General features: G+C 60.7%; 13 protein-coding genes and 1 tRNA gene. 2 read left to right on the forward strand and 12 right to left on the reverse strand.

The window, feature by feature from the left end; genetic code table 11:
* Positions 1–25 precede the first annotated feature (25 nt).
* From Q5H92_RS04640 to Q5H92_RS04690, 11 genes are all read right to left on the reverse strand, one after another.
* Positions 26–1876 (reverse strand): ABC transporter ATP-binding protein, encoded by a 1851-nt coding sequence (locus tag Q5H92_RS04640; protein ID WP_305010326.1) that lies wholly within the window; start codon positions 1874–1876, stop codon positions 26–28.
* Positions 1877–2106: 230 nt separating this feature from the next.
* On the reverse strand, positions 2107–2610 hold the full coding sequence (locus Q5H92_RS04645; RefSeq protein WP_305010327.1) for an energy transducer TonB: 504 nt from the start codon (positions 2608–2610) through the stop codon (positions 2107–2109).
* A gap of 79 nt (positions 2611–2689) precedes the next feature.
* Entirely contained in the window at positions 2690–4192 is a 1503-nt protein-coding gene (locus Q5H92_RS04650; protein ID WP_305010328.1) for a sodium:solute symporter, read from the reverse strand.
* A gap of 112 nt (positions 4193–4304) precedes the next feature.
* Positions 4305–5351 (reverse strand): MBL fold metallo-hydrolase, encoded by a 1047-nt coding sequence (locus tag Q5H92_RS04655; RefSeq protein ID WP_305010329.1) that lies wholly within the window; start codon positions 5349–5351, stop codon positions 4305–4307.
* Positions 5352–5436: 85 nt separating this feature from the next.
* Positions 5437–6261 carry an ATP-binding cassette domain-containing protein gene (locus Q5H92_RS04660; protein ID WP_305010330.1) on the reverse strand — a complete coding sequence of 275 codons (825 nt, stop codon included), beginning with the start codon at positions 6259–6261 and terminating at the stop codon, positions 5437–5439.
* Positions 6261–7040, reverse strand: a complete 780-nt coding sequence (locus Q5H92_RS04665) for an ABC transporter permease (protein WP_305010331.1) — start codon at positions 7038–7040, stop codon at positions 6261–6263. Before Q5H92_RS04665 ends, Q5H92_RS04660 begins: the two co-directional genes overlap by 1 nt.
* Before the next feature lie 149 nt (positions 7041–7189).
* Positions 7190–8968, reverse strand: coding sequence for an OmpA family protein (locus tag Q5H92_RS04670; RefSeq protein WP_305010332.1), 1779 nt, complete (start codon positions 8966–8968; stop codon positions 7190–7192).
* 99 nt (positions 8969–9067) lie between these two features.
* Positions 9068–10066 (reverse strand): PspA/IM30 family protein, encoded by a 999-nt coding sequence (locus Q5H92_RS04675; RefSeq protein ID WP_305010333.1) that lies wholly within the window; start codon positions 10064–10066, stop codon positions 9068–9070.
* 21 nt (positions 10067–10087) lie between these two features.
* Positions 10088–10777, reverse strand: coding sequence for a hypothetical protein (locus tag Q5H92_RS04680; RefSeq protein WP_305010334.1), 690 nt, complete (start codon positions 10775–10777; stop codon positions 10088–10090).
* 212 nt (positions 10778–10989) lie between these two features.
* Positions 10990–12855, reverse strand: coding sequence for a M61 family metallopeptidase (locus tag Q5H92_RS04685; RefSeq protein ID WP_305010335.1), 1866 nt, complete (start codon positions 12853–12855; stop codon positions 10990–10992).
* A 157-nt stretch (positions 12856–13012) separates the two neighbouring features.
* Positions 13013–13720: a class I SAM-dependent methyltransferase gene (locus Q5H92_RS04690; RefSeq protein ID WP_305010336.1), complete on the reverse strand. Its 708-nt coding sequence runs from the start codon at positions 13718–13720 to the stop codon at positions 13013–13015.
* 192 nt (positions 13721–13912) lie between these two features.
* On the opposite strand from Q5H92_RS04690, the gene Q5H92_RS04695 reads away from it, so the two are divergent.
* Positions 13913–13994, forward strand: a tRNA-Leu gene (locus tag Q5H92_RS04695).
* A gap of 82 nt (positions 13995–14076) precedes the next feature.
* Positions 14077–14754 carry a phosphatase PAP2 family protein gene (locus tag Q5H92_RS04700; RefSeq protein WP_305010337.1) on the forward strand — a complete coding sequence of 226 codons (678 nt, stop codon included), beginning with the start codon at positions 14077–14079 and terminating at the stop codon, positions 14752–14754.
* A 33-nt stretch (positions 14755–14787) separates the two neighbouring features.
* Here Q5H92_RS04700 and Q5H92_RS04705 read toward each other — a convergent pair whose 3' ends face one another.
* Complete coding sequence (locus Q5H92_RS04705; RefSeq protein WP_305010338.1) at positions 14788–17151, reverse strand: GAF domain-containing protein; 2364 nt, start codon at positions 17149–17151, stop codon at positions 14788–14790.
* Between the last annotated feature and the right edge of the window lie 19 nt (positions 17152–17170).

The raw sequence follows: 17170 nt of genomic DNA on the forward strand, positions 1-17170 counted from the left end.
CATGTCAAGTATTCAAAACCAACTCCTACGTCAATTCAAACTGCAGTCGCAGCAAATTCGCGTACAGCCCCCCTTCGCGCTCGCTCAGCTCCTCGTGCGACCCGGCTTCCACGATGCGACCGCCGTCAATTACCAGGATTTTATCAACCTTGCGAATGGTCGAAAGGCGGTGCGCGATAATGAGGCTGGTGCGGTGCTGCATCAACTCATCAAGGGCGCCTTGCACTAGCTTTTCGCTTTCGCTATCGAGCGAAGACGTGGCTTCGTCTAGAATCAGGATGGCGGGGTTTTTCAGGATGGCGCGGGCGATGGCCACGCGCTGGCGCTGCCCGCCCGAGAGCTTGATGCCCCGGTCACCCACCACCGTATCGAGCGCCTCCGGGAAGGCCTGGATGAACTGCCAAGCGTTGGCGCGCTGGGCGGCTTCGATGATTTCGGCGTCGGAGGCGCCGGGCTTGCCGTAGGCAATGTTCTCGCGGATGGTGCCGCCGAAGAGCAGCGTTTCCTGCGGCACAATGCCGATGTGGCGGCGCAGGGCCGTCAGGTCATAGGCGTCCACATCGTGCCCGTCCACGATAATTCGGCCGCCGCTGAGCGGATAAAACTGCATCAGCAGGCCCGCAATGGTGCTTTTGCCGGCGCCACTGGGGCCCACGAGGGCAATTTTCTCGCCCGCCGAAATGTGGAAATTAATGTCCTTGAGCACCGGCACGTCGGGCCGGGTGGGGTAGCGGAAGGCCACGTGCTCGTACCGGATATCGCCCTGAATGCGGGCCGGGGTGAGCCCCACGGCCGGCTCGATGTGCGTGGGCTCGGGGGCTTCGTCCAGAATTTCGAGGATGCGCTCGGAGGCCCCCAGCGTGGTTTGCACCTTGCCGTAGAGCTCGCCCAGGCCCGCCACCGAGGCCCCGATGTAGGCGGTGAGGATGATAAACGTTACCAAATCGCCAATATCGAGGTGGTTGGGGTCGCTCAGCGGGGCATGCACCAGCGTGGCGCCGCGCCACAGCACCAGGATGATGCCGCCAAACAGGCCGATGATGACAAACGACACAAAGCCGCCGCGGTACAAATTGCTCTGTAGGGCGGCTCGCACCACCTTGCCCAGCGAGGCGTTGTAGCGGGCGGTTTCAAACCGCTCATTGGTGAAAGCCTTCACCGAATTGATGGCTTGCAGGGTTTCCTCCACAATGGTGTTGGTGTGGGCCAACTCCTGCTGCACGGTCTTCGACAGGTTGCGGATTTTGCGCCCAAACAGGCCCGCCGCCAGCACAATGGGCGGGAAGGTGAGCAGCATAAACGCCGACAGCCGCCACGACACGAACATAATCAGGGCAATGCCGACGACGAGCGTGAACACCTGCCGGAACAGCTCGGCCAGGGTGAGCGAAAACGAGTCCTGAATCTGGCCCACGTCGCTGGTAATGCGCGAGGTGATGGCGCCCACGCGGTTTTTTTCAAAAAACGGAATGGGCAACTGCACAAACTTGGCGTAGAGCGCCTGCCGAATGTCGCGCACCGAAAACTCGCTCACCTGCGTGAAAAACCAGATGCGCCCGAACGAAAACAGGCCCTGCAACACCGTCACCAGGAACAGCATCAGCGCAATGCGGTTGATGTCGAGCACCAGCCCGCCGGGCAGCACCAGCGGCTTGTCGGTGGCCGCGTTCACGAGCTTGCCCGCAATCCACGGAAACGACATGGTGCTGATGCTGCTGAGCACCAGCAGCACCATGCCGATAATGAATTTGCTGCGGTAGGGCAGCACGTAGCGGAAAATCCGCAGGCCGCGCCGCAACGACTCTCTGTTTACTTTGGGTTTGGGCAGGTCGGCGGTTGCGTCGTTGCCGCTGGTATTGAGTCCACTACGGGCCATCGGGTCTTATCTAATCAACTAATTATAACGCGGCAATTTCCGCCGCCGGGCATGAGGCGCGGGTGAAGGGCTGGAATGAGAGCATCGCCCGGCAGCCCGTCATGCAGAGCGCAGCGAAGCATCTCGCGTGCTTCAACTAATTACTAACACAAGCGAGATGCTTCGCTGCGCTCTGCATGACGGGCTATTAATACTGACCACGCTCCTAATACTGACCACGCTCCGCCCCACTACTTCACGCGCCGGCCCGACGCGGGCGAGGGCCGGTTATTCATTTCAATCTTCATGTTGCCCGCACCGCCAAACGGTACCGGCAGCTGGATGAGCACGGGTAGCGGCCGCCCGCGCCGCATGGCCGGTTGCCAGCCCGTGAGCAGCGGCACCACGCGCAGGGCCTCGGCGTCGCACTCCGGCGAGAGCGACTTCGCCACCACCGGGTTGCTCACCGTGCCGTCCGCATTCACCGTGGCCGTTACCAGCACGATTCCGCTAAGCTGTTTGACGCGCGCGGCCTCGGGATATTTTATGTTATCCAGAAAAAACAGGCCCAGGGCCTGCTCCCCGCCCGGGTACACCGGGGCGCGGTCGGGGCGATTGGCGGCTGGGTGGGCCTGCACCTGCATGTTATCGGCCTTGAGGATAATGGGCTGTTGCGGGGCGGCGGGGGCCGTTTGGGCCAGCGCAGCCGCAGCCGAGGCCAGCACCAGCAGTCCGGAAAGGATAGTCTTATTCATGAAATACGAAGTAGTTGGTAGCAAGTAGTCAGATGCAAAGAAGCGCTTACTACTCGCTGCTTTAATTCTGCGTACTGGCTTAAACCGCGGTTTGCGGAAGGGGGTTCACGGCCGCTGGGCGCGAGATGGCCAGCAGGCCCAGATAGACAAGCGCGCCGTTGAGCAATAGGATTTCGAAGCCGAATTTGTAACCGTTCAGCCACTCCACGGAGTGCGTCACGATGAGCAGCGTGAGCAGCACGGCCGCCGTGCAGGTGGGCAGCACCAACCGGTCGCGCAGCTGCCGCCGGGTGAGGATGCCGAAGGCGAACAGGCCCAGCAACGGCCCGTAAGTGAAGCCGGCGGCCTTGTACACGGCATCAATGAGGCTTTGCTCGTTGAGGGCGCGGAAGATGAGGATGATGACGATGAGCACCACCGACCAGCCCAGGTGCGTGAGCTGGCGCAGGCGCGTCTGCCGAGCCTCGGGGTACTTCTGAATGTCGAGAAAATCAACGCAGAACGAGGTGGTGAGCGAAGTCAGCGCCGAGTCGGCCGAGGCGTAGGTGACGGCGATGATGCCCAGAATGAAGATGATGCCGGCCGTGAGCGAGAACTGCGTGGTGGCCAGGAAGGGGAATACCTTGTCGGTATCGAGCGTGCCTTTCAGGTTCAGCAGCTGCGGCAGCTCGGTGAGCTTAATGCCGCGGGCGGCGGCGTACTGGTACATGAGCACGCCCAGCGTGAGGAATAGCACATTGACGCTCACAATGACGGGTGTGAACCAGAACAGGTTCTTCTGGGCCTCGCCGAGGCTGCGGCAGCTCAGGTTTTTCTGCATCAGGTCCTGGTCGAGGCCCGTCATCACGATGGTGATGAACATGCCCGAGGCGAACTGCTTCCAGAAGAATTTATCGTCGCGTACATCCGAGAAATAGATTTGCGACATCGGGCTTTCGCGCACCGACTGCACCAGTTGCTTGAAGGAGTAGTTCAGCGCATCGGCCATGAAGTAAATGCTCAGCGCCACGCAGCTCAGCATGGCCAGCGTTTGGAAAGTGTCGGTCCAGAGAATGGTTTTCAGCCCACCCTTAAAAGTGTAGAGGTAGATGAACAGGATGCTGACCACCACCGTCACGGCAAACGGCACGCCCATGGCATCGAACACTGCTAACTGTAGCACGCCCGCTACCAGGTACAGCCGCAGGGCCGAGCCCAAAGAGCGCGAAATCAGGAAAAACAGCGCGCCCGTCTTGTAGCTCCAGTAGCCAAAGCGCTGGTCCAGATACGAATAGATGCTCACCAGCCGCAGCCGGTAGTAGAGCGGCATCAGTACCGTGCCAATCACCACATAGCCCGCCACAAAGCCAAGGGCCACAGCCAGATAGCTCCAGCTTTTGCCGTACACGTTGCCTGGCACCGAGATGAACGTAACGCCCGACAGCGAAGTGCCAATCATGGCAAACGCCACCATGTACCACGGCGCGTTGCGGTTGGCCACGAAAAAGCTTTCGCTGGTAGCCCCGCGCGAGGTGAGCACCGCAATGATGATTAGAACGGCGAAATAGCCCGCAACCAGGCTCAATACTAAAGTTGGCGACATGAGGTGAGGTGGTGAAATGGTGAGATGGTGAGTGTCATCGCCACGTTACCAATGGGCAAAAGTACCGCTTTGCCGGGGGCTTTGCATCACTCCCCATTTCACCGCCTCACCGCTACTCCCACTCCGGCCAGCGCAGCACCTCGCCCACGGCGGGGGCGTGCAGCTCGCCGCGCAGCATGCCCCCGGCCGCTACGTCGGTGAGCTGGCGTAGGGGCTCGGAGGCGGGCTCGTCGGCCAAGGCGAAGGTGCCGTAGTGCATGGGCACCACGTGGCCAGCGCGCAGCACGTTGGCGGCTTTAGCGGCTTCGTGGGGGTTGACGTGGCTTTTGGCCATCATGTAAGCCGGTTTGTAGGCCCCGATGGGCATCAGAGCAATATCGATGGGGCCGAAGCGGGCTTCGATGGCCTCGAAATGGTCGGCGTAGGCCGTGTCGCCAGCGAAGTAGATGAGTTTGTCGGCTTGGCGGGCGCGAATCAGAAAACTGCCCCACAGCACTTGGTTCAAATCAGTTAGGCCGCGGCGGTGCCAGTGGGCGGCCGGGAGGAAATAAACGTCTACAGGAGGGTCGTTGGGTTCCGACCAGCCCAGCCCTTTCCAATCAATCTGATACTGCTGCCACCAGCCTGCCTCCTGTACACTGTAGAACGGAGCCATTTTACGAAGCAACGGCTCCATGCGGAGTGGGGCTAATACATGCATAGCGCGGTTCTGTTGCGCGAGCAGCTTCACGGATTGCTCGTCGAGGTGGTCGCGGTGGCCGTGGCTGAGAAGCAGGAAGTCAATGTCCGTCAAGTTCTCGGGACGGCAGGGCAGCGGGTGGCGTCGTCTCAGCCCCAATGATGAAAACAACACTGGGTCGAAGAGAAAGGTAGTGGCTTCGATGCGGAGTAAAAACGTGGAATGCCCCAGCCACACCAGCCCGTCATCGGTGCTTTTTAGAAAGGCCGTGCAGTCCACTACGGTGGGCGCCCAGGTGTCGGCTTTTTTTTCGGCCTTTTGCGGGTTGGTGGCCAGCTGCCACTTCAGCACCGTCCCGAAGCTGGGCTCGAACAGGTCCTCGCCGTTGGCAAATTCGTTGCCGAATAGCTTGTTGCCGGGGTAGCCGGGCCGCACGGTGGGCAACGCTTCGTTGCGGAGGTAGGAAATGCGTGGGGGCATATCAGATTGGCTACTTTGGAATGTAAAAGCACGTCATGTCGGGCTTGATGAGACATGACGTGCTGTTTTAATTGCCAACGCAGCTCTATGTTTTGCGAATTTCGTCTTTCAGGTGCTCAATGAGCTGCACAAATTCCGGCCGGGCCTGAATGCCGGGCTGCCAGGCCAGGCCCATCTGGGCCAGGTTGTACTGGTGCTGCTTGCTGATGGTGGCCCCCGCCAGGCACTGCCCGGCGGCGTCGCGCTCGGGGCCCAGCAGCCACAGGGTGTCCGAGAGGGCCGTGGTGGTGGCCAAATCGTGCGAAACGATGACGACGGTGTTCAACTCATCCAGGGTCGTGACTTCGAGGATGATTTTCTTTACCTCGTCAATCATGGCAATGTCGAGGCCGGAAAAAGGCTCGTCCAGGATGATGAGGTGCTCGGAGCAGAGCAGCTGCTGGGCAATGGCCGCCCGCTGCCGTTGTCCGCCGGAGAGCTGGGCCGGGTACTTGCGCCGGTGCGGAGCCAGGTCGAAGCGGGTGAGGAAGTCCTCGGCGCGGGCCTTGGCTTCGGCCGGGGCGTGCTTGCGGCCCGCCGCCACCAGCAGGTTGTCGAGCAGGGTGCGGTGGTCGAACAACGGGTAGCGCTGCTGCACGAAACCCACGTCGCCGGGGCACACCGGGCGCGGCGGGTCGGCCACCAGCACGGTGCCGGTGGTGGGGGGCAGCAGCCCGGCAATAATGCGGCACAGCACCGATTTACCGATGCCCGAGCGCCCGTAAAAACCCACCACTTGCCCCTGGCTCAGGCCCGGCCGCACCACGTTGAGCACATCCAGGCTGATGTCGCGCAGGATGACTTCGCCCCCGAACTGCATGGAAATGTCCCGCAGTGTCAGAATAGGCTCTTTGTAAGAAAAATCTGTCATTATTTGGCCGCTCTGAGTTCGGAGTAAGGAAAGAAAGTGCGGCGCAGGAATTCAAACACGTAATCCTGGAGTGCGCCCGTGGCCAGAATAATTAGCTGAATGGCCACTACCCCCGCCAGATGCAAATAGCGGTTCTGCTTGTAGAGCAACAGGCCGATGCCGCCCTCGGACTGGTAGAGGGTTTCGACCAGCGTAATCATGGTCCAGATGATGGCGAAGTTCTGGCGCACGACCTCGAGCATTTCGTCGAGCTTGCCCAGCACCACCACTTCGTAGAAACTGCGCCATTCGCTCATGCCCAAGGTGCGGGCGTGGTCCATCTCCTCCTGGGTGGTCGTGAGAATCACGCTCGTCATGCCCGTGACCAAGTACACGGTAGCCCCGAAGATGAGCACCGAAAGCTTGACCTGGTGGCCCGAGCTCACCATCAGGGCCATGAAAAAGGTCAGGCCGGTGAGGGTGAGGTAGCGCATTTTGGAGGCCGCGTAGGCGATGGGCCGGAAAAAGGGCAGCGCCGTGAGGTAGGAGATGAGCAGCGCCAGCACCGTGGCAATGCCCAGGGCGCCCAACGCGGTGGTCAGGCTGGCCCACAGCTCCTGAATCAGGCCCTGCGTGGTCACCAAATCTTTGAAAGAAGCCACCACTTCCCCCAGCGTGGGAAACAGCTGCAGCGGATAAAATAGCCACAGCAGCAGCAGAAAAGCCACCTGGCAGGCCACCATGGTGAGGAATACGCCCGGCCGCGGCTTGGCATTGGGCACGAATAAGTCTTTTAACATAGCGGATTGGAAAGGAGGAAATTGAAAAGCAAGAACGTCATGCTGAGCGGAGTCGAAGCATCTCTACCGCAGTAGCAATTCGATTTACTACTGCGGTAGAGATGCTTCGACTCCGCTCAGCATGACGTTCTGGAAGAAGAAAATAGCGCTTAGTTGCCCAGCACAATTTCAACCCGGCGGTTCTTGGCTTTGCCTGCGGGCGTGCTGTTGCTCACCAGGGGCTCGGTGGCGCCGTGGGCATACACCTGAATGCGTCCTTCGGGGAAGGCGCTGCTGCTTTTGCGCTCCAGCCACTGGCGCACGGCCATGGCGCGGTCCTCGCTGAGCTGCTGGTTGCGGCTGGGGTCGCCGGAATTGTCGGTGTGGCCGTGCACGGCCACTTTCAGGCTGCCGGCCACCACCAGGTCATCAAACAACTGGTTCAGCTCACGCTCAGCGGCGGGGGTGAAGGTGCTCTGGCCGCTGTTGAACTCGATGTTCCAGGCTCTCTTGCTCACGTTGCGGCGGATTTCATCGCCGGCGGCAAACTTCTGGGTTTCGGCCGGAGCCACGGTCTTACCCTTGTAGCGCTCCTGAATGTTGCGCAGCAGCGTCAGGTCGAGCATGTCGTTCAGCGGCACGTAGCTGGGCAGCTCTTTGGGGTAGAGCTTGCTCTGCACGTCGCCAAAGGCCTTGTACACCGAGGCGTAGATGTTGGTGCCGCCTTCGTTCAGGCCAAACAGGTTGAGGTTGTCGGCGAAGTTGAACACCTTGCTGCCGCCCAGCTCCACCACGTCGCCGTTGCGGTCGGCCTCGCTCACGCCTTTGTAGTATTTCAGCCAGTAGGCACCGTTCTTGTCCTTGTCGCCATACACATCGGCCGAAATGTCGGCGGCGCGGCTCAGGGCCTCGGGGTGCGATTTCACCTGGTCGCCGGCCACAGCATGGGCCAGCATAATGCCTTCCACCTCTTTCTGGTGGGCATCGTACCAGCGCTTGGTGGTCACCATGATGTTGGGCATCTGGTTGGAGTACTCCTTGGTGCTCACAATGCTCACTAAGCCGCCTTTTTGCTTGGCGATGTTCACGTCGCCGGGCGTCCAGGTGGCCACGGCGTCGGCCACCACGTCCACTTTCACGCCGGTGTTTTTGCCGTCCACAATCTTGTCGCGGCTTTCGGGCTTGCCGAGGATGTATTTCTCGGCGGCCACCAAGAAGTCACTCGACGACATGAAGTTAACGGCCTGCGGGTCGTAGGTGGTTTCGTCGGGGTTCACTTTCAGGCCGTTGTCGGCGCACCACTTCAGGGCGATGTTCTGGTCGCCGTCGCGCAGGTAGCAGGCAATGGTTTTGCCCAGCGCCAGCTTGGGGTTGTCAAGCCACTCTTTCGGGCCCATTAGCTTGTCCTCACCGAAGCTTTTGCCCACCGAGTAGGGAATGATTTGCAGTTGGGTGCCGGCCTTTTTCAGCTCCGTTTGCACGGCCGAGAAGCCGGGCAGGCCGTCGCCCATGATGCTCACAATCAGGCCCGGGGTGGCGGGGTTGCTCTGCAAGTCCGCCGCGTTTTTCACCAGGTCAGCCTGCATTTTCGATACGTCGTCCTGGCGCACAATCTGCAAATCCAAACCGTTGGCAGCCATGGCCGAGCCGGTGGTGGAGCGCGGGCCGCCGTTGGCCAGCATGCCGGCCATCTGGCTGTTCCAGGCCATCACCTCCCACACTACGGGCGTGCCCTTTTCGGCGGGCGCGGTGCCGGGCAGCGGGGCCAGCGGCACCACGGTGTTCACGCCGTTGCCGCCGGTGGCCGTGGGCAGCTCAATGGAGTTGAGCAACACCGACTCGGTGGCCGCTTTCTTAAAAAGCAGGTTGCTGGAGGTGAGCTTGTTGATGCCAAAATACAGCCCTACCAGGATGATAATGGCAATGAGAACTTTACCGCGTGTGGTCATTTAGAAAAAAGGTGGAAAATGTGCTGAACGTGGGCAATGTAAGAAGTGAGTAAGTGAGCTGGGGCTGAGAGGGTTCATTTAGCCCATTGTCGTATTCCCTTAGTCAAGGAGTTTGCCGTAGGCGTCGTCAGAGGCTTTGGTAGTGGCCGCCGCGCTGCTGAGGCGCACCGGAGCCTCGTTATCCATAATGGCGTTGAAGTCGCCGTTCTGGTACTTGCTGAGCAGGGCCTGGCCCTTTTCGGACATGACGCCGTTCTGGATGTCCATCTCCTTGACGAACTCCTGCGAGTAGCGCATGGCCTGCTTAATCTGGCCCAGCTGCTGGGCCATGTCCTGGGCTACGCGGTCGGTGGCCAGGTCGAAGAAGTACTTCTTGTCCGGGTCGCCGCGCAAAATGTTCATCGCGGCCCGCATGCCCGAGCTGGTGCGCTTGACGAGTTCGTACTCATCTTTGAGCAGGTTGACCTTAAACTTGGAGCCGTCAATCTGGCGCAGGGCAGCTTTCAGAATCTGGCGCATGACCACGCTCACGTTGGCCGTGGTGGTAGCCATGGGCTGCAGGCGCTTGTTGTAGTCTTCGAGCTGGGCGGCGCGGCTGGCGTAGCTTCCGGCCATGTCCTTCTCGCCCTGGCGGGCGGCCGAATCGGCCAAGGCCAGGTATTCCTGCATCTGGGTGCGGTTGGCGTCCATCTTGCGCTTCACCAGCTGGCTGGCGCCTTCGATGTGGCCCACTTCCTCCTCCATATTGCGGGCTTCTTTCTCGGTGTTCGAGATGTAGTCCTCCATGATGCCGATGGGGTCAGTGTTCACAAACAAGCCCGCGGCCGTCCGAAAAATGCGCTGCCCCAGATACCACAGCCCGGCCTGAATGCGCTTATTCGTCGCCAACAAAAACAGCACGAACAGTACCCCCAGGCCAATGCCCAGCTTCACCGTATCGAAAACGATATCAACCAAGTAGGGCAGAATCTGGCCCCAATAGTACACGCCCATGCCGGCCAACACGGCCACAAAAACCCAGGCGGCCACTTTTTCAGGCTTTTGCCAGGAGGGAAGGCCGTCGGATGGCGATGGCGGACCCAGTAAAGGTGTATTCATCAAACAGGGTAAAGGTTTCTGTTACTTGGCAGTGTTCAAAAAGGCTTCCGCAGCCTTGTGGTGCGCTTGCAGTTCCGACAGCGCGGCGGAATTCGCCAGTTCGTAGCTGGCCAGGGCGGCCTGGGTTTTCTGGCGCTCCTCGGCCAACTGCTGCTGGGTCTGAAGGAGCTGTTGCTGCTTGGCCTGGAGCTGACGGGTGAGTTCGGCGAGGTCGGCGGCCAGCTTCTTTTCCTGGGCCGTGAGCTGCACTACCGCGCTGGGCGCTGCACCGGGCACGGTCACCTCGCCCATTTTCTCGCGGTGCCGGCTCAGCACTTTGTCGCGGTCGGTGGCCAGGGCCTGCTCAAACTGCGACGCCGACGCCAGCAGCGCCGGCACCGTGCTGCCATTCACCGCCGAGAAGGCGTTGAAAGCCGTTTGGTAGAGCAACGGGCCCGACATACCGGCCGCGGCCATGCTCTTCACCATCTTCATGTAGGCTCCGAAATCCTTGCCATCGCCGGCCAGCAGGCCCGCAATGTGGTCGAGGTGGCGTTGTTCGGCCTGCGTCACGGCCGGCGCTGTAAAAGGCGCCGGCGTAGAACCTGCCGCCGTTGGCTGTTGCGAGGTCCCGAATTGCGTGGTGGGCGGGGTATTCGCCGCCGGCGCCCCTTCCTCGGGCTCAATAAAAAACTCTTTGGCGGCGTGGGTGAGCTTCTCGAAGATTTCCATAAAAAGAAAGGAATAAAACGCGTGGCAGGACGAAGCGAAAGGGTGAAATTAAACGATATAAGCTGGCATCGTGCTAAAAGCAACGAGGCCCAGCCAAAGGTAAATATATTAGCCACTCCGCCGCGCTATAGCCGACGTAAAAAAGGCCCTGCCGAACGACCAGCGCCATCGCACTAGTCTTTTCGGCAGGGCCTTTTGAAACTCAGGACTGCTTAATTGGACGCCTGGCTGGCCAGCCACGCTTCGCGCAACGCCTTCTGAGCCGGCGAGTACACCATTTTCTCCACCGATTCCACCGGCTTCACGCCCACATTGGGGTCTTCGGCCAGAATGAGCTGGGTGGTGCGCTCCACGCCGCCGCGGGTTTTCACCTTCACAAACACCACGTCGCTGGGTGAGTGCTTGTGCAGCACGCCGTCGAGGTCGCCGCGGCTTTTGAGCTCCTTGCCGTCGAGCACCAGCAGCTGGTCGCCGCGGTCGATGCCGGCCTTGTAGAGGCCCGAGCCGATGGTGGTGTTATAGGCCACAATGCAGCGGCCTTCCTCGTCGAACTCCACCTGGTTGGGCAGGGCGGCGCCCAGCACGCGGGTCGGAATCACGGCCAGGCCAGCCACCAGCAGGTTTTCGCTAAAGCGGGGCGTCTCGCGGCCGTACACGTATTGCCGGAAAAAGCGCCCGGCAAACACCGTGTCCTTGCTCACCTCGCCCAGCACGCGCTGCAAATCCTTCACCGTGTAGGGCGCAGCCGGCGCGTAGTTTTCCTGCTTCGAGCCAAACTCCTGCCACATGGCCTGCATGAACTTGTCGAGCGACGAGCGGTGGAACTGACGCAGCTGCATGTCGAGCACCAGCGCCAGGCCGGCGCCCTGCGTGTAGTAGGAGAGGGTGGTGTTCACCGCGTTGGTGGGCGCGCTGCTGGCGGCGCCGTCGATGAAAGCGGCCTGCCGGCTCATGTCGATGGCCGAGGCGTAGCGGGCGCCAGGGGCGTTCTGGCGCTGGTTCACCCAGCCGCTGATATCCTCGAAAAACTCTTCGTCCTCAATCAGCTTGGCCCGGCGCAGGCTCAGTCGGCCGTAGTACTGCGTGAAGCCTTCGGCAAACCACAGGGCGTCGCTCATGTTGGCCCGCTGGAAGTCAAACGGTTCCAGGTCGCGCGGGCGCAGGCGCTCCACGTTCCAGGCGTGGAAAAACTCGTGCGCCACCGTGCCCAGGTTGCGGGTAGCGTCCTCGTCTTTGAGGGTGCGCGAGCTGGTGACGGAGGTCGAGTTGCGGTGTTCCATGCCGTCGCCGGTGGCCTGGCTCAGGTAGTCGGCCACGAAAGTGTAGCGCCCGAAGTCAAACTTCGGCAGCTCGCCAAAAATCGCCTTTTCCTCCTTCACCACCTTCTGCACTTTCTTGGCATAGGCGTCAATTTCACTGTTTGAACCCTGGTAAAGCACCGACAGCTCAATGGTCTGGTCGCCCTCTTGCCAGCTGCGCAACTGCTGCGCCCCCAAGGACACCGGGCTATCCATCAAATACTGAAAGTTCGGCGCCGAATACGCCATTTTATCAGCGCCGGAGCGCAGCTGCGTGGCCACTTTCCAGTTGGCAGGCAGGTCGAATTTGATTTCGGCCGCCCGGTCTTCCAGGCCGGTGGCGTAGCAGAGCGCGGCCGGCAGGTTGAGGTGGGCGTGCTGCTGGTCGATGCCCACGTAGGTGCCGTCGGTCTGGTCGCCGTACAGGGTGTAGCTGAAAATGACGGTGCCGTCGGCGGCCGGCGTCACGTCCCAGCCGTAAGGGTCGGGCCGGTTCAGCGGCAGCGGGTGGTTGGCACCGTCGGTGGCCACCACGTAGTACACGTTTTTTGAAAAATCGTGCACCGAGTAGCGGCCCGGCGAGCTGCGGGCCATGCGCACGTGCAGCGGCCCGCCGGGCAGCCCCGAAAAAGTAGCCGTCACCTTGGCCTCGTGGTGCACCGCGTTGGGGAAAGCCATGGTGTAGCGCACCGCCGGCCCCGGGGTCGCCGCCGACTGCGCAGTGGCATCAAGGGACTCCAGGGCAAGCAGCGCCAGTAGAATAGGGACGAGGTTTTTCATAAGATAGAAATGATAGCGAAACAAGGTATTGGTCCGGCAACACGCCAGCTGCACCGGTACAAAGTTGCGGAAAATTTACAATAGAATTTAAGATTCTGCGTAGTTGAACCCGATTTATAATGATAAAATTATGTTTTAAAGATATGCAGGCCAACTATTAAATATCAGAGACAGAGCCAGCCCGAGTTTCCGCAAAGACCACGGCCTCCATTGCCTTGCCAAAAAAAAGGGACGACTGCTGCGGCTGCATGCCCAGGTGGCCCAATTCCGCTCGCAAATTGGCTAGGGTGCGCGCCCGTAGGCCGGTAGTCAGCCGAAAAAACAGGTACATAGCCGCCAGCAGCCACCGCCGCCAGCCGCGCCGCGCGGGCCGGAAATCGGCCAGCAGCCACGGCGCGCCCGCTCGCTGCGCCTCCCGTAGCCGGGCCAGGGCCGCCGGCAGCTCAGGTCCGGCAATGCAATCGAGCACGAAGAAGGTGATGAGGGCGTCGAACCGCTCCACTGGTTCAAGGGCCGCCTGGGTGCCGTGCCGGAATTCTACCTGGCCGGCTGCTTGCGGCCATTCGCGCTGCAGGCGGGCCTGGGCGCGGGCCAGCATCCGGGGCGAGGCTTCGAGGTAAAGCACCGTGGCGTGGGGCCGGCGGCGCAGCACTTCGGTCAGCACCCAGCCCGTGCCCCCGCCCAAGATGAGCAGGTGGGGACAAGTCGTATCCGGCAGGCCGTTCAGGGCCGATTGCTGCGCCTGGCGCTGGGCCGGCCCGAATACCAGGTTCGCCAGCGCATCATAGCACCACGCCACGCGGTCGAAACCGGTGGGGTTTTCCGCCTCGACGGGCTCCGGGTAGGACTTAAGTGGCTCAAACATGCGAAAAAACGCCGGGCCATGAAAAAAATATCATGCAGCAAGTAACTGAGAAACAATCGGCGGTGCCCTCCAGCCGGGCCGCCAGCCGAAAAAAAAGGAGTAAAAGTTGCGCCGGGGTGAAATGGAGCTATATCTTTGCACCATCAAAAGGCCGCACTCCTTCACTGGTAGCGCGGCTTTTTAGCCCCAACTGCGCTTGTGGCGAAATTGGTAGACGCGCTGTCTTCAGGCGGCAGTTCCGCAAGGTGTGAGAGTTCGAGTCTCTCCGAGCGCACGTTTAGAAAAGCCAGCCCCTAGGGCTGGCTTTTTCTGTTTTACGTATTCTTCTCATTCACCACACCCCGGAGCTTAGGCCCATGAATCGCCTTACTTCCCGCTTACTCACGCTGGCCGGCCTGATTACGGCCGAAGTTGCGTTGGGCCTGGCCTTGTTCATGGCCGCGTTTGCTGGGTTTTTTTATATGGCGCGGGTGGTGTTCGTGCACCATTCCCAAGCCCTCGACACGTGGGCCTTTGCCACCGTCGATGCCTGGCAGAAAGCGAATACTTGGTCAGCCGGGCCCATCAATTTCGTCACGTTTTTCGCCTCCCTGCCGTTTCTGCTGCCGGCCAGCATCATTGGGCCGCTCCTCATGCGCCGCTTCGGCCATCCGCGCGAGGCTTGGGAATGGATGCTGGCTATGGCCGGCAGCGTGCTGCTCAACCAACTCCTGAAACTGTATTTCCACCGGCCCCGTCCGGTCAATACCCTGCTGCATACTTACGGCATGAGTTTTCCGAGTGGCCACGCCATGCTGGGGCTCACGTTCTACGGCTGCCTGGCCTGGCTGCTGGCCCGGCATCTGCGGCAGCGCCGCTGGGTGGCACCGCTGCTGTTGTGGGCTGGGCTAATTGGGGTCACGCGGGTGTGCCTGCACGCTCATTATGCTACCGATGTGCTGGCGGGCTTTGCCGGCGGCGCGGCCTGGCTGGTGGCATTTCGTGCCGGTTTGAAACTGTTCTGGAAAGAGGAAAAGGCAGTGCTAACGCAATAATGATGTAAGAACGTCGTATCGAGCCTCGCTGCTCTACACAATGCGCACCCGCACGCGTAGTGCTAGCAGGCCTTTCACGCCTTGCAATTCTTCCAGCTCCAACTCCTCCACGCCGGGCTCCAGCAGGCCGCGGTCCTGCAGATAGTCGATGTATTCGTAATACTCCACGGCTTCGCGGGTTTGGGCGTAGACGAGGGCAATGACACCGGGCTGGGTGAGGCGCTCGCCGGTGCCCAGCACGGTGGCTTTGTCGATGCGCTTCTTGATGATTTCGTAGCGGATGTTGTAGGCGCCGTCCACGTCGAACTGCCGCTCATCCTGGCGGAAGCGGATGCTTAGCGGCTGGCCATGAATGAGGATAAGCTGGGTCGTGTCGAGCGGTACGGGCAGCGTTTCCTTCAGCGCGGCGGTGCGGCGCGTGATTTCCACCATGGTCAGCAGCTGCCACAGGCGCAGGTTCTTCAGGAAAACCAGGTCAAACGGCTTGTTTTCCACCAGCGTGCTCCCCACGTAGATGTTGAACTCCACGCCATCGGTTTTGTAGCGCTGGAAGTAGTGCGGAAACATCAACTGGGCCTTCTCCTCTTCCTCGTCGAGGTAGTCGCTCACCGCGTCGTTGAGCGTGGTCACGCTCGTCTCAAAATCCTGCCGCCGCTTGTAAAGAATGCCCAGCTTGGGGTCAATATTGCTCCAGTATTTGGTGATAATGGGGCGCAGCTCGGGCGTGTGCGCCGCCAAATACTCAAACAGCGGCTCCACCTCACGCTTCAGCGAGTCGTAAATATTGGCTTCGTCGCCGGTCAGCATGCCGTCGTGCAGGCGCTTCAGGTTCTTGGTGACGTAGAACTTCAGCTCGTCCAGAATTGGCAACTCCTGAAATTCGGAGGCTTTTTTCAGGACTTTGTTGGCCAACGTGAGGTGCTCAATGAGGTCGCCCTGAATGGCTTCGTTGCGCACCGTGCTGCTGCTGCGGATGTCGCAGGAGCCGTGCAGCGGGTACACGTCTTCAAACACAATGGCTTCCATCTCGGCCGTGCGGTTGCCGGCGTCGAGCTTGCTGAGCAGGTTGCGGGCCGCGTCCATAAACCGCCATTCCATGGTGGGGTGGATGGCCGTAAACTTCTCGCGGATAACCGATTGCACCCGGGCTTGCAAGTCCTCGGCGTTGCGCTTCACCGCCACCGCAAACAGCGGCACAAACTGCGCCACCTTGTCCATGTCGAATTCGTCGAGCGTGTCGGCCTGCGGCGTGCCCAGCTCCAGCAGGCCCACCGTGTCGTTGCCGTAGGGCAGCAAGGCCAGGATGGCCGAATTAATGCCCAGGCCCACAATCTGCTGGCGCAGGTCTTCCGGAATGTCGGCCGTGGCCACGTCCTTCAGCACCAGCGGCTCCCGCTCGCGCAGCAGCCGGTCGTATATCTGCCGGAAGCTACCGTCGGCGGTGTTGCTCTGTACCTGCTTGGTGAGAAAGCTGTGGTTGATTTTGTGCCCAAAATCCACAAAGGCCCGTTTTTTCTCATCATAGGCGGCAATACCTAGCTGCAGCGAGGGCTGGGCAAACAGCACCCGCAGCTTCTCCTGAATCTGCTCGAAGCGGGCCGGGATTTGCAGCACGTCGCGTTCCAGCAGGTCGTATTTCAACTCGGAGAGAATTTCCTGCTCGGTGATGTCCACCAGATGCAGCAGGTTAAAGCCCTCCAGCTCGAAGTGCTCGGGCGGCAGCAGTTCGCGCCACAGCTCGGGTCGGTGGCGGTTGTGTACCAGCATTTCCAGCTGCTCGGGCGTGAGCACGGGCGGCTCGCCCACCACTTTCACCGTGATGAAATCGGAGTTGAAATCGACGCCGTAGTGGCGGTACAAACCAATTTTGTAGTCGGGCACGGTGAAGACAATGGTGCCCAGCGGCGGAATCTCGGCCCCGTACACCCGGTTCAGCACCAAGTGGTAAGCCATCAGGCCCATCTGGCGCTCCATGGCCACCATGTCAATGTTCAGCGGCTGCTTAATGATGCGGTCCTTGTTCAGCATCACCTCTTCAAACAACTTGGTGGAGTAGAAGCAGTACCGCTGAAACGGCCCAATCACGCCGCTGATGTCGGAAGCAAACGAGGCCGGCGGAAACACGGCCAGCATCAGCGTCTCCACAAAGTCGCAGTTGCATTCCAGCACCGAGGCATCGGCCAGGGGGCCGCGGCTCCAGGGGGCCTGCGCCACCTGCTGGCCAATGGCTTCGGCCAACAGCCGCACGCCGGCGTTGGTCGATTCCTCCCGCTTTTTCCAGTAGGCAATTAGCGGCTCCAGGCTGAGCGTGGAGCGGAACGGAAACGAGGTGGGGGCGGCGTTGGTGCGCGAATCGGGCACCGCCAGGGCCAGGGACAGAGGAGAATCGACAGCCATAGGGACAAGAAACACCGCC

Source organism: Hymenobacter mellowenesis, assembly GCF_030581005.1.
GTDB lineage: Bacteria > Bacteroidota > Bacteroidia > Cytophagales > Hymenobacteraceae > Hymenobacter > Hymenobacter mellowenesis.